10 protein-coding genes are annotated in these 13,194 nt (G+C 71.9%); 3 read left to right on the top strand and 7 right to left on the bottom strand.

Annotated features, from left to right (window positions below):
- Positions 1 to 129 precede the first annotated feature (129 nt).
- Positions 130 to 585 carry a GNAT family N-acetyltransferase gene (locus ACIF8T_RS13720; protein WP_400034489.1) on the top strand — a complete coding sequence of 152 codons (456 nt, stop codon included), beginning with the start codon at positions 130 to 132 and terminating at the stop codon, positions 583 to 585.
- On the opposite strand, the gene galK is transcribed toward ACIF8T_RS13720, so the two are convergent.
- Genes galK through galT form a run of 3 tightly spaced genes read right to left on the bottom strand, consistent with a single transcriptional unit; the run spans position 578 to position 3,790 of the window.
- On the bottom strand, positions 578 to 1,741 hold the full coding sequence (gene galK, locus ACIF8T_RS13715) for a galactokinase (protein ID WP_400034487.1): 1,164 nt from the start codon (positions 1,739 to 1,741) through the stop codon (positions 578 to 580). The two genes, ACIF8T_RS13720 and galK, sit on opposite strands and share 8 nt — an antisense overlap.
- A 28-nt stretch (positions 1,742 to 1,769) precedes the next feature.
- Positions 1,770 to 2,732 (bottom strand): UDP-glucose 4-epimerase GalE, encoded by a 963-nt coding sequence (gene galE / locus ACIF8T_RS13710; RefSeq protein WP_400034485.1) that lies wholly within the window; start codon positions 2,730 to 2,732, stop codon positions 1,770 to 1,772.
- Positions 2,729 to 3,790, bottom strand: coding sequence for a galactose-1-phosphate uridylyltransferase (galT, locus tag ACIF8T_RS13705; RefSeq protein ID WP_400034483.1), 1,062 nt, complete (start codon positions 3,788 to 3,790; stop codon positions 2,729 to 2,731). Before galT ends, galE begins: the two co-directional genes overlap by 4 nt.
- Before the next feature lie 192 nt (positions 3,791 to 3,982).
- Here galT and ACIF8T_RS13700 point away from each other — a divergent pair, with 192 nt between their 5' ends.
- Both ACIF8T_RS13700 and ACIF8T_RS13695 read left to right on the top strand, forming a co-directional pair.
- The gene (locus ACIF8T_RS13700) at positions 3,983 to 5,677 is read left to right on the top strand and encodes a sodium:solute symporter family protein (RefSeq protein WP_400034481.1); all 1,695 of its coding nucleotides are present in this window, start codon (positions 3,983 to 3,985) and stop codon (positions 5,675 to 5,677) included.
- A 21-nt stretch (positions 5,678 to 5,698) separates the two neighbouring features.
- Positions 5,699 to 6,010, top strand: coding sequence for a hypothetical protein (locus tag ACIF8T_RS13695; protein WP_400034479.1), 312 nt, complete (start codon positions 5,699 to 5,701; stop codon positions 6,008 to 6,010).
- Between the two features lie 396 nt (positions 6,011 to 6,406).
- Here ACIF8T_RS13695 and ACIF8T_RS13690 read toward each other — a convergent pair whose 3' ends face one another.
- From ACIF8T_RS13690 to ACIF8T_RS13675, 4 genes are all read right to left on the bottom strand, one after another.
- Positions 6,407 to 7,084, bottom strand: a complete 678-nt coding sequence (locus ACIF8T_RS13690; RefSeq protein ID WP_400034477.1) for a LuxR C-terminal-related transcriptional regulator — start codon at positions 7,082 to 7,084, stop codon at positions 6,407 to 6,409.
- A 335-nt stretch (positions 7,085 to 7,419) separates the two neighbouring features.
- On the bottom strand, positions 7,420 to 9,300 hold the full coding sequence (locus tag ACIF8T_RS13685) for a PQQ-binding-like beta-propeller repeat protein (protein WP_400034475.1): 1,881 nt from the start codon (positions 9,298 to 9,300) through the stop codon (positions 7,420 to 7,422).
- A 46-nt stretch (positions 9,301 to 9,346) separates the two neighbouring features.
- On the bottom strand, positions 9,347 to 11,125 hold the full coding sequence (locus ACIF8T_RS13680) for a PQQ-binding-like beta-propeller repeat protein (RefSeq protein ID WP_400034473.1): 1,779 nt from the start codon (positions 11,123 to 11,125) through the stop codon (positions 9,347 to 9,349).
- Positions 11,126 to 11,350: 225 nt separating this feature from the next.
- Complete coding sequence (locus ACIF8T_RS13675; protein WP_400034471.1) at positions 11,351 to 13,159, bottom strand: ABC-F family ATP-binding cassette domain-containing protein; 1,809 nt, start codon at positions 13,157 to 13,159, stop codon at positions 11,351 to 11,353.
- Positions 13,160 to 13,194: the final 35 nt, after the last annotated feature.

The raw sequence follows: 13,194 nt of genomic DNA, 5'->3' as shown, positions 1-13,194 counted from the left end.
TCCGGGCGCCGTACCCGGCCGTCTCGCCCCCTGATGAACAGCACCGGCCCCCACCGGTGCTGTTCATCAGGGTACGGACGGGGGGCGGGAGCGGAAGGTTATTTGCAGAACTGACTGCCCGGCGCGTTTATGGTGAGCCGCATGTTTCGCCTTGAGACAGAAGTCGACAGAGCCCGACGTGATCTGCTCCGCGCGCGGCTGCGCGACACGAACACGGCCGCCTCGCCCGTGCTCTCCGCGCTGCGCGGCACCCCGGGCGAGCGGGAGGTTCCGCTCCACGTCTGGGCGATGGACGCGTCGGACGACCTGGCCGGCGGCCTGGTCGGCCACACCTGGGCGACCTGGCTGCACATCACCTACCTGTGGGTGGCCGCACCGCACCGGGGGGCGGGCCTGGGGACGCGTCTGCTGGCGGAGGCGGAGCGCGTCGCCGCCGCGGGCCGGGGCTGCCGCTCGGCGCGCCTGGAGACCTGGGACTTCCAGGCGCCGGGGTTCTACCGCAGGCAGGGGTACGAGGTGGTGGGCGTGGTCCCCGACTACCCGCCGGGGATCACGGAGTTCACGTTGGTGAAGCGGCTCAGCTGACGCGCCGCGCCCCCGCCGAAGGCACCGCCTCGAACACCCGGGGGGCCGTGAAGCCGCGGGCGGCGAAGGCCTCCTGCACCGCCTTGGTGATCGGCTCCACGCCGGACTCCTCCGCCAGGACGATCGCCGAGCCGCCGAAGCCGCCGCCGGTCATGCGGGCGCCCAGCGCGCCGGCCGACAGGGCGGTGTCGACGACCAGGTCCAGCTCCGGGCAGGAGACGCGGAAGTCGTCGCGCAGCGAGGCGTGGCCCTCGACCAGCAGCGGGCCGATCGCGCGGGTGTCGCCCGACTCCAGCAGGGCCACCACCTGCTCCACGCGCCGGTCCTCCGTCACGACGTGGCGCACCAGGCGGCGGACCTCCTCCTCGTCGCCGAGGCGCTCCAGGGCCGCGTCCAGTTCCTCGTACGGCACGTCGCGCAGGGCGTCGACGCCGAGCAGGGCCGCGCCCTTCTCGCAGCCGGCGCGGCGCTTGCCGTACTCGCCCTCGCTGTGGGAGTGCTTGACCTGCGTGTCCACGACCAGCAGGCGCATGCCCTCGGCCGCCAGGTCGAAGGGGATCTGCCGCTGGGACAGGTCGCGGGTGTCGAGGAAGAGGGCGTGGCCGGCCTCGCAGCAGGCGGACGCCGTCTGGTCCATGATGCCGACGGGGGCGCCGACGTAGACGTTCTCGGCGCGCTGGCACAGGCGGGCCAGCTGCCAGCCGCGCAGGCCGAGCGCGAACAGGTCGTTCAGCGCGAGGGCCACCACGACCTCCAGGGCGGCCGACGAGGACAGGCCCGCGCCCGCCGGGACGGTGGACGCCAGGTGGACGTCGGCGCCGGTCACCGGGTGGCCGGCCTCGCGCAGCGCCCACACCACGCCCGCCGGGTACGCCGTCCAGGTCCGGTCCGACTCGGGGGCCAGGTCGTCCAGGCGCAGTTCGGTGACGCCGCCCTCGACGTCGGCCGAGTGCAGGCGCAGCACGCCGTCCGCGCGCCGCGCCACCGCCGCGACCGCGGTGTGCGGCAGGGCGAACGGCATGACGAAGCCGTCGTTGTAGTCGGTGTGCTCGCCGATGAGGTTGACGCGGCCCGGTGCCGCCCACACCCCGTCCGGCGCGGCCCCGTACAGCTCCGCGAACCGCTCGGCGACCGTCTCGGCAACAGCCTCGCTCATGCCCTGACCCCTGACCCTTCCGTACGTTCTAGTTGCCGTGCCGCCGCGCGAAGTCCCACGCGTCGGCGACGATTCCCGCGAGGTCCGCGCGGGACGGGTTCCAGCCCAGCTTCTCGCGGGCCCTGGCGGCGGACGCCACCAGGACCGCCGGGTCGCCGCCCCGGCGGGGTGCCACGATCTCGGGGATCGGGTGGCCGGTGACGCGGCGGACCGTCTCGATGACCTCGCGGACGGAGAAGCCGTTGCCGTTGCCGAGGTTGCAGATCAGGTGCTCGCCGGGGGTGGCGGCCCCCAGGGCGAGCAGGTGGGCCTCGGCGAGGTCCGCGACGTGGATGTAGTCGCGCACGCAGGTGCCGTCGGGCGTGGGGTAGTCGTCGCCGTAGACGGAGATCGCCTCGCGCCTGCCCCGGGCGACCTGGAGCACCAGCGGGATGAGGTGCGACTCGGGGTCGTGGCGCTCGCCGTACGCGCCGTACGCGCCCGCCACGTTGAAGTAGCGCAGCGAGACCGCACCGAGGCCGTGGGCGGCCGCCTCGCCGGTGATCATGTGGTCGACGGCGAGCTTGGAGGCGCCGTAGGGGTTGGTCGGGGAGGTCGGCGCCGACTCGGTGATCGGGACCTGCTCCGGCTCGCCGTAGGTGGCCGCCGTGGAGGAGAAGACCAGGGTGCGGACGCCGGCGCCGCGCATGGCGTCCAGCAGGGCCATGGTGCCGCCGACGTTGTTGTCCCAGTACTTCTCCGGCTTCACCACCGACTCGCCGACCTGCGAGGACGCGGCGAAGTGCAGGACGCCGTCGAAGGAGGGGTCCAGCCACTTGGCGGCGTCGCGGATGTCGCCCTCGACGAAGGCCGCTCCGGCCGGGACGCCCTCGCGGAAGCCCGTGGAGAGGTTGTCGAGGACGACGACCTCGTGCCCCGCCTCCAGCAGGTGCTGGGCGACCACGCTGCCGACGTACCCCGCGCCCCCGGTGACCAGGTACTTCCCGCTCATGAACTCGCTACCTCTCGCAGTCGCTCGGCCGCGCGCTCCGGCGGCACGTCGTTGATGAACACGTTCATGCCGGACTCGGAGCCCGCGAGGTACTTCAGCTTGCCGGACGTGCGGCGGACGGTGAAAAGCTCGAGGTGCAGCGCGAAGTCGTCGCGCGTCACGCCGTCGAACTCCTCCAGCGCGCCGAACGGGGCCTGGTGCCAGGCCGCGATGTACGGCGTCGGCGGCTCGCCCTCGCCGAAGATCCGGTCGAAGCGCCTCAACAGTTCCAGATAGACCTGGGGGAACTCTGTGCGCGCGGCCTCGTCGAGCGCGAGCAGGTCCGGCACCCGGCGCCTAGGGTAGAGGTGGACTTCGTACGGCCAGTGCGCCGCGTACGGCACGAAGGCCAGCCAGTGTTCACCCTCCAGGACGACCCGCCCCTCGGCGCTCTCCCGCTCCAGGACGGCGTCGAAGAGGTTCTCGCCGCCGGTCGCCTCCTTGTGTGCGGCCACCTGGCGCAGCATCAGGGAGGTGCGGGGAGTGGTGAAGGGGTAGGCGTAGATCTGCCCGTGCGGGTGCTGGAGGGTCACGCCGATCTCCGCGCCCCGGTTCTCGAAACAGAACACCTGCTCGACGGAGGGCAGATGCGACAGCTCCGACGTCCGGTCGGTCCACGCCTCCAGCACCAGGCGCGCGTGCTCCTCGGTGAGGTCGGCGAAGGACGCGTCGTGCGCGGAGGTGAAGCAGACGACCTCGCAGCGCCCGGAGTCGCCGGCCAGGGAGGGGAAACGATTCTCGAAGACGGCCACGTCGTACGAGGAGTCGGGGATCTCGCTCAGCCGGTCGCCCTGGGAGGGGCACAGGGGGCACTCGTCGGCCGGCGGGTGGTAGGTGCGGCCCTGGCGGTGCGAGGCGATCGCCACGGAGTCGCCGAGCAGGGGGTCGCGGCGGATCTCGGACGTGGTGACGGTGCGGTCCAGCGGACGGCGGTCCACCGCGCCGCGGACGGTGTCGTCACGCAGGTCGTAGTAGATGAGCTCGCGACCGTCGGCCAGTCGGGTCGAGGTCTTCTTCACGCCGGACTCCTCGTTCGAGCCGCTCACTGTCGAGGCTGGCTACCGTTCCAACAAAACCAAACATACCAAAACACAACCCACCCCGGCCGTCAACATCACAATCCAACAAAGTGCATCACCGTAAGTGTTCAATTACTGAACGCGGAGGCATAGGTTCCGCACGGATCAGTTCGCGCAACGAAGCGAGGGCTTATGCAGACCCCCACATATCGGGCCCCCATCCCTCTGGCCGCGGAGCTACGGCTCCCCACCAACTGGCTCGATTACACGATCCTCGGTATCTACTTCGTCGTCGTCCTGGGCATCGGTTTCGCCGCCCGCCGCTCGGTCAAGACCAGCCTCGACTTCTTCCTGTCGGGCCGGTCCCTGCCCGCCTGGGTCACCGGCCTCGCGTTCATCGCGGCCAACCTGGGCGCCACCGAGATCCTCGGCATGGCCGCCAACAGCGCCCAGTACGGCGTCTACACCACCCACTGGTACTGGATCGGCGCCATCCCGGCCATGGTCTTCCTCGGCCTGGTGATGATGCCCTTCTACTACGGCTCCAAGGTCCGTTCGGTGCCCGAGTTCCTGCTGCTGCGCTTCGACAAGGCGGCGCACCTGCTGAGCTCGATCCTGTTCGCCTGCGCGGCCATCCTGATCGCCGGCGTCAACCTCTACGCCCTGGCCATCGTGGTCGAGGCGCTGCTGGGCTGGCCGCAGTGGGTGGCGATCGTGGTCGCCGGCTTCTTCGTCCTCGCCTACATCACCCTCGGCGGCCTGTCCTCGGCCATCTACAACGAGGTGCTGCAGTTCTTCGTGATCCTCGCCGCGCTCATCCCGATCACGGTGCTCGGCCTGAAGAGCGTCGGCGGCTGGGACGGTCTGTCGGACTCGCTCACGCAGAGCCGCGGCGACGACTTCATGACCGCCTGGGGCGGCACCGGCATCGGCAGTGACAACCCGCTGGGCGCCAACTGGCTGACGATCGTCCTCGGCCTCGGCTTCGTGCTGTCGTTCGGCTACTGGACGACCAACTTCGCCGAGGTGCAGCGCGCCCTGTCCGCGAAGAACCTCTCGGCGGCCCAGCGCACCCCGCTCATCGCCGCGTTCCCGAAGATCTTCATCGTCTTCCTGGTGATGATCCCGGGCCTGGTCGCCGCCGTCCTGGTCCCGCAGATCGGCACCCCCGACTCGGACCTCCAGTACAACGACGCCATCCCGTACCTCATGGAGCAGCTCCTGCCCAACGGTGTGCTCGGCATCGCGGTCACCGGTCTGCTGGCGGCCTTCATGGCGGGCATGGCGGCCAACATCTCGTCCTTCAACACGGTGTTCACCAACGACATCTGGGCGAGGTACGTGGTCAAGCACCGCGACGACACCTACTACGTCCGCTTCGGCCGGCTCATCACCGCCATCGGCGTGCTCGTGTCGATCGGGACGGCGTTCCTGGCGTCGTCCTTCTCGAACATCATGAGCTACCTCCAGACGCTGTTCTCCTTCTTCAACGTGCCGATGTTCGTCGTCTTCATCATCGGCATGTTCTGGAAGCGGGCCTCGATGAAGTCGGGCTTCTGGGGCCTGATCGCCGGCACCACGGCCGCGATGGTCAACTACTTCGTCATCTACAAGCAGGGCATCATCAGCATCCCGTCCGACCAGGGCGCCAACTTCGTCTCCGCGATCGCGGGCTTCGTCGCGGGCGCGGTCGTGATGGTCGCGGTGTCCCTGTTCACCAAGCCCAAGCCGGACGACGAGCTCCAGGGCCTGGTGTACGGCACCCGCTCGCCCGGCATGGCCGAACCGCCCGCGCCCGGGGACGAGGCCTGGTACCGCAAGCCGGCCCTGCTCGGCTGGGGTGCCGTCGTCCTTGCCGCCGCCTGCTACATCCCGTTCTCGTTCTGATCGCGGGAGGATGGAGAGACCATGTCCGAGTTCTACTCCGAGAAGGACGTCCAGCGGGAAGTCACCGACCTGGAGGGCAAGTCGGCCACGGCCGCACGGCTGTTCGACATCCGGCGGCTCATCGGCGGGCTGTTCGTCGTCTACGGCGTGATCGTCACGATCGCGGGCCTCACCGCGTCCGACGCGGACATCGACAAGGCGGAGGGGGTCAACATCAACCTCTGGACGGGGCTGGGGATGCTGGCCCTCGGGGTGTTCTTCCTGGTCTGGCTGAAGCTGCGGCCCGTGGCTCCGCCGCCGCCGGGAGCCGCCGCCGAGGAGAAGGGCGAGTAGCGGTCCGGCCCGGCAGGGGAGCGCGGCGGGGCAAGCGTTGCGCGCCCCCGGCGCAGCGGGGTGGTGCGGGGCGCGGGCGCGCGATCCGGCGCCACGGGGGTGGCCGCCGGGGGCAGGTCGCTCCGCACCCCGGCGCCCCGGGGCGCCGCCCGCGCCCGCCCTCCCCCGCCCTCGGGCCCTCGGCCGCGCTCGGGCAGGGAACCCTCGTCGCCCCGCGACACGCACGCCCGCGGCTCGCGGCCCCGCCGGCCGCCGTGCGCACGCGCGGATGCCGGACACCCCCGGCACCTTGCCCGGGACCGGTCCGGCGGACCGGGGACGGATCCCCCCGGCGCGGCGCCGGGCTCCGCCGGCCGGCCCCGGGCCGCCGCGGGCGCCCCCGTCCACCGCCGGAGGCTACGGCTCGCGTACGTCCCCCGCCCGGTCCAGCAGTCCCGTCCGGGCGGCCAGCGCGGCGGCCTCCAGGCGGGAGCCGACGCCCAGTTTCATCAGGACGCGCTGGACGTGGGTGCGGGCCGTGGACGGGGCTATGCCCATGCCCGCGGCGATCAGGCGGGTGTCCTCGCCGTCGGCGACCCGGACCAGCACCTCGACCTCACGGGGCGTCAGCATCTGTAGCAGGCGCTGCCCCTCGTCGTCGGGCTGCGCCGCCGGGTTCAGCAGCTCGCCGAACGCGCTCTGCAGCAGCTGCGGCGCCACCGCCGCCTCCCCCGCCCGCGCCTTCATGATCGCCCGCTCGACGCCCTCTATGCGCTCGTCGTGCCGCACGTAGCCCACGGCCCCCGCGGCGAACGCCGCCGCGATCCCGCGCGGGCTGGGCACCGGCCCCAGCACCAGCACCGCCACCTGCGGCCGCTCCCGCTTGATCTTCACCACCGGGTCGAACACCCCCGGCTCCGCCGGCGCCGCCGTCCCCAGCAGGCACACCTCCGGCGCCCGGCTGATCACCAGGTCCGCCGCGCCCGCGGCCGGCGCCGCCGCGGCCAGCACCCGGTGCCCGCGCAGTTTCAGCGCCGAGGCCAGTGCCTCGGCGAGCAGCCGGTGGTCGTCGACCACCATGAGCCGCACTCCCATCGAGCAAACCCCCCAGTCCCCCCGTGGATCCTCATGGATGCTCCCCTATGGATGCCCACAGACCTCCACAGACGCGCACGGTGCCCACGGGTCCGCACGGACGGGAGCCCCCTCCCGGCCCACCCCGCCCTTTCATGCCCCCGGAAGCTACACGCTTGTTCGACGTTGCGCTCCCCCTACCGGCGAGAATCGCCCCGGATCGCCGAACTTCCTCGCATTCGCGGCTCATTCGAAGGTGATGCGCGGTACGTGCACGGCCCCGCCCCTGAGCAGGGACGGGGCCGCAACCCTACAACGGCGGGCCTCCCGGGCCGGCCGCCGTGATCGACCGCCGATCAGCTCGTACCGAACGCGACCGCGAGGTACTCCTTGCCGCCCGAGCCGGACCGCGCGGAGGCGAACACCTGCGACATGAACAGGCGGCCCTGCGAGAAGAGCAGCTCGGCGTACTCCGGCAGCATGCTGGTCTCCACGTCGCGCACCGTGTCCGTGGCCGGGTTCTCCAGCAGCACGGTCTGCTCGAAGCTGCCGCCGTCGATGCTGACGACCTGACCGCCCTTGTCGTACGGCGGGCGCTTGTACGCCAGCAGGTTGCCGCCGTCCATGCGCAGCGGCGAGAGGACGTAGCCGTCGCCCGCGTCGGCCCGCTGGCCGGTCTGCTTCCCGGTGGCCAGGTCGAACGCCACGATCTTGTTGGTGCGCCCGTAGGTGCCCTCGGCCTCTTCCTCCTCGGTCGGCACGAACAGCCGGTCGTTGCCGACCGCCAGTTGGGTGCAGTGCTCGATCCGCGTGATGCCGTCGCAGCGGCCGGCGTACTGGTCGCCGGGCGCCGAGATGCGGGCACGCAGCTTGCCGGTCTTGTTGTCGATGGAGAAGAAGTCCGAGATGCCGCTGCCGTCACCGGCGCTCTCGCCGACGTCCGCCGCCACGACGAGCGGGTTGGTCCACACGATGCCGGCGTACTCGATGCCCTGCGCCATCTTGTACTCCGAGATCACCTTCCCGGACTTCGGGTCGATGGTCTGGACGTGCAGCTGGCGCTGGCCGTACGACCCGCACTTGCGCATCGCGACCAGCTTCTCGCCGCCGCCGTAGCCGGCGTCGTAGCAGGTGTCGCTCGGCTTGGGGCTCCACAGCACCTTGCCCGAGGCGAGGTCGAAGGCGGCGCCGCCGCTGGTGCCGCCCACGGCGACGGTGCTCCGGCTGACGGTGACGTTGTCGAAGTTGGCCGGCTGGTCGCCGTCCTTGACCGTCTTCGTCCACAGTTTGGTGCCCGCGTCGAGGTCGATCGCCGCGATCTGGCTGCACCCGTGCGAGGGCTTGGCCTTGGTCGGCATCGCGGGCTGGAACAGGACGGCCGTCACGTTGTCGGTGCCGATGTGGCGGCTGGCCTGGCAAACCGGGCCGGGCAGCTCGATCGTCCACCGCTCGGTGCCCTCGGCCGGGTCGTAGCCGACGATCTCGGCGACGCCGCTCTTGGCGTACGTCGTGCCGGTGAGCCACGAGCCGTTGACGACGACCGTGCTGACGTCCTTGCTCACCTCCGGCATCGGCACCTGGAAGAGGACCTCGGCGGCCGGGTCGGCGGGCGCCTTCTCCTTGCCGTCCGAGGAGGTGCCGCCGGTGCCGCCCTTCGCGTCCCCGCCGCCGGTGCCGCCGCTGGAGCTGGCGGTGTCGTCCTTGCCGCCGTCGTCCTTGCCGGACGAGTACCAGACACCGCCGCCGACGATCAGGGCGATCGCCACGACCGCCGCGACGATGATGGCCAGCTGCGCGTTGATCTTCCGCCCGCCGCCCGGCTGTCCCGGCTGCGGCTGGAGCGGCATGGTCGGCTGCGGGTAGCCGTAGCCGGGCTGGCCGTAGGGCGGCTGGGGCTGGCCGTACGGCTGCTGCGGCCGGCCGTACGGGCCGGGCTGCTGGCCGGGGTAGCCGTAACCGGGCGGGGCCTGGGGCGGCTGGGGGGCCGTCTGCGGGTAGCCGTAGCCGGGCTGCGGGGCCGGCGGCGCCGGGGGGCCCGCCGGAGGGGTCTGCGGGGTCTGCGGGTAGCCGTAGCCGGGCTGGGGGGTCTTGTTCAGGTCGGGGCCGGGCGCGGGCGGCGGCGTCTGCGGGGGCTGCGGTGCGCCGAAGCCCTCCTGCTGCTGGGGCGGCTGGTCCTGCGGCGGGCCGAAGCCTCCGCCCTGCGGGGGCTGGCCGGGCGGCGGGGGCGGCTGGGTCATGGCGTGGGTACCTCGGTGACGGGGACGGACTGCGGGCGGGAGAAGGTCACTTGCCGTAGGCGAGCATCAACTTCTCCTTGCTCTCGTCGTTGCCGGTCAGCCGGGTCGTGGAGAGGTAGAACCGGCCGTCGACCCAGTCGACGTCCTTGGAGAAGAAGCCGTTCTCGATGTCCGCGGCGCCCTGCGGGTTCTGGAGCAGCGTGACAGGCGCGTGGCTGCCGCCGGTGGTCGGCAGGGACACGACCCGGCCGCCCGCGTCGTACGACGGCTCCACGTACGCGATGAGCTTGCCGCCCTCGGCCTTCAGCGGCTGCATCGTCTCCTCCACGGGGGACTTCACGCGCCACTTCTCCTTGCCGTCGGCAAGGCCGACGGCGACGATCTCGTTGGCCCCGGTGGTCGCCTCGGTCGGCAGGTAGAGGGTGTCGCCGTCGACCACGACGCCCTGGCAGCCCTGCAGGTCGCGTTCGAGGATGGCCCAGCCGCACTCGGGGGCGAAGTCCTCGTCGAAGCCGACCTGGGAGCGGAACTTGCCGCCGGAGGTGAAGGCGGAGATGTTCCAGGCCTTCTTGTCCTCGTTGGTGCTGTAGATCACCAGCGGGTCGAGGGAGTAGGCCCGCGCGACCCGCCAGCCCTTGTCGAACTTCTGGGTCCACTTGACCTTGCCGGTCTTCGGGTCGAGCTCCTGGATCTCGTCGTGCTCGTTGGTGCCGCCGGCGCCGCAGGAGGCGACCTGGATCAGCTTCTCGCCGCCCGCGAAGCCGGCCGGGAAGCAGGTGTCGTCGTACCGCTTCTTGTCGAACAGCTTCTTGCCGCTGGTGACGTCGTACGCCGTGCCGGACTGGGAGCGGCCCGCCATCAGCGTGTCGCCGGTGATGGTCAGCTCCAGGGAGAGCGTGGAGTCGAACAGCTCGCCGTCGGCGACCTCGCCCTTCCAGCCCTTCTCGCCGGTGTCGAGGTCGATCTCCTGGAGCCGGTTGCACTCGGCGCGGTCGCTGCTGCCGCTCATGTACGCGACGACGATCTTGTCGTCGGACGTCTGCTGCGGGGTGGTCGCGCAGATCTTCTGCGGGAAGGTGATCGGGTCCCAGGCCGGGTTGCCGTCGCCGACCCTGTACGCGAAGAGCTGCTTGTACGCCGCCTTCACCGCGGTCTTGTCGGTGATCCACATGCCGGGGGCGTCGGCGCCGGAGGCGGGCGCGTCGGGCGCCGACTTGTACCAGAGCACCTTGGCCTCGCCGGCCCGGCGGCCCTCGTTGAGGTTCTCCGGGTCCTCGCCGCCGTCGCCGCTGCCGTCACCGGGGTTGACCGGGGAGCCGGAGGAGTCGGGCTTGGGGTCGTCGCTGCCCTGGGCGACCGGCTTCTTCCCGCCGCCGTCGTCGCCGCCGGTGACCGCCCACACCGTGCCGCCGACGACGAGCAGCGCCGCGACCGCCGCGCCGATGACGACGGCCGGCCTGCCCTTGAACGGGTTGCGGGAGCCGCCGCCGGGCGGGGTGCCGGGCGCGCCGGGGTACTGCGGCTGCGTCGGGTAGCCGTAGCCGGGCTGCCCGTACGGGCCGGGCTGCTGGGGCTGGGTGTAGGGGCCGGGCGGCCCGTACGGACCGGGCTGCTGCGGCTGGCCGTAAGGCCCCGGCTGGGTGTACGGGCCCGGCTGCTGGGGGTAGCCGTAGCCGGGCTGCGGGGGGCCGGCGGGCGGGGTGTGCGGCGGCGTCTGCGGGGGCTGGCCGGGCGGCTGGGGGGCGCCGAAACCGCCGCCCTGCGGCGGCTGGTCCTGCGGCGCGCCGAAGCCGCCCTGCGGCGGCTGGCTGGGCGGCTGGGTCATCAGTGGTTCCCCCTATGCGACCGATGTGGCACCGCGCCGGACGGCGCTGCGTTTCCGCCACACCCCTGCTTCTCAGACGGTTCTCAGACGGCCCTTTCTATCACCCGGCGCGGACAGGACACCGGGCCGGATCCGCCCCTGTTCCCAAGGGAGGACCGGCCCGTGATGCCCCCGTTACGCGCCTTCACGCCCCCTTCACGCGCCGCACGCGCCCCGCGCGCGGGCTCAGGCGTCCTCCGCCAGTTCCAGCCACCGCAGCTCCAGTTCCTCGCGCTGGCCCGCCAACTCCCGCAGCTCGGCGTCGAGTTCCGCGACCCTGGCGAAGTCCGTCGCGTTCTCGGCGATCCGCGCGTGCAGCGCGGCCTCCTTCTCGGAGACCTTGTCCAACTGCCGCTCGATCTTCTGGAGTTCCTTCTTGGCGGCGCGCACGTCGGCGGCGCTCTTCTCGGTGCGTTCGGCGGCGGGCACCGCGGCGGGCACGGCGGCCGCCACCGCCTCCTCCATGCGCTTGCGCCGCTCCAGGTACTCGTCGATGCCGCGCGGCAGCATCCGCAGCGCGCCGTCGCCGAGCAGGGCGAACACCCGGTCGGTGGTGCGCTCGACGAAGAACCGGTCGTGGGAGATGACGATCATCGAGCCGGGCCAGCCGTCGAGCAGGTCCTCCAGCTGGGTGAGGGTCTCGATGTCGAGGTCGTTGGTGGGCTCGTCGAGGAAGAGGACGTTGGGCTCGTCCATGAGCAGGCGCAGCAGCTGGAGCCTGCGCCGCTCGCCGCCGGACAGGTCACCGACGGGCGTCCACTGCTTCTCCTTGCCGAAGCCGAACGTCTCGCAGAGCTGGCCGGCGGTCATCTCGCGGCCCTTGCCGAGGTCGACGCGCTCGCGCACCCGCTGCACGGCCTCCAGCACCCGCCAGGTGGGGTCGAGTTCGGCGACCTCCTGGGAGAGGTAGGCGAGCTTGACGGTCCTGCCGACCTTGACGCGCCCGCCCGCGGGCTGCCGTTCGCCCTCGCTGTACGCGGCGTCGGCGAGCGCCCGCAGCAGCGAGGTCTTCCCGGCGCCGTTGACGCCGACCAGGCCGATGCGGTCGCCGGGGCCAAGCTGCCAGGTGAGGTGCTTGAGCAGCACCTTGGGGCCGGCCTGGACGGTGACGTCCTCCAGGTCGAAGACGGTCCTGCCGAGCCGCGAGGAGGCGAACTTCATCAGCTCGCTGCTGTCCCGGGGCGGCGGCACGTCGGCGATCAGCTCGTTGGCGGCCTCGACGCGGAAGCGCGGCTTGGAGGTGCGGGCGGGGGCGCCGCGCCGCAGCCAGGCCAGCTCCTTGCGGACCAGGTTCTGCCGCTTGGCCTCCTCGGTCGCGGCGATGCGCTCGCGCTCGGCGCGGGCGAAGACGTAGTCGGAGTAGCCGCCCTCGTACTCGTGGACGGTGCCGCGCTGCACGTCCCACATGCGGGTGCAGACCTGGTCGAGGAACCACCGGTCGTGGGTGACGCACACCAGCGCGGAGCGGCGCTCCTGCAGGTGCCGGGCGAGCCAGGCGATGCCCTCGACGTCGAGGTGGTTGGTGGGCTCGTCGAGGACGATCAGGTCCTGTTCCTCGATGAGCAGCTTGGCGAGGGCGATGCGGCGCCGCTCGCCGCCGGAGAGCGGGCCGATGACGGTGTCGAGCCCCTTGGGGAAGCCGGGCAGGTCGAGCCCGCCGAACAGACCGGTCAGCACGTCCCTGACCTTGGCGTCGCCCGCCCACTCGTGGTCGGCCATGTCGCCGATGACCTCGTGCCGGACGGTGGCCTCCGGGTCGAGGGAGTCGTGCTGGGTGAGCACGCCGAGGCGCAGCCCGCCGGAGTGCGTGACGCGCCCGGAGTCGGCCTCCTCCACCTTGGCCAGCATCCGGATCAGGGTGGTCTTGCCGTCCCCGTTCCGCCCGACGACCCCGATGCGGTCTCCTTCGGAGACGCCGAGCGAGACGCCGTCGAGGAGGGCACGGGTGCCGTACACCTTGCTGACGTTCTCGACATTGACCAGGTTGACGGCCATTTCTCTCCTGACAGGGGGGTCGATCGACCTTCCAG

Source organism: Streptomyces sp. NPDC085946, from assembly GCF_044540485.1.
Classification (GTDB): Bacteria; Actinomycetota; Actinomycetes; order Streptomycetales; family Streptomycetaceae; genus Streptomyces.
The sequence above is the reverse complement of the archived record's forward strand: the minus strand, read 5'-3'. Positions and strand labels throughout refer to the sequence as shown.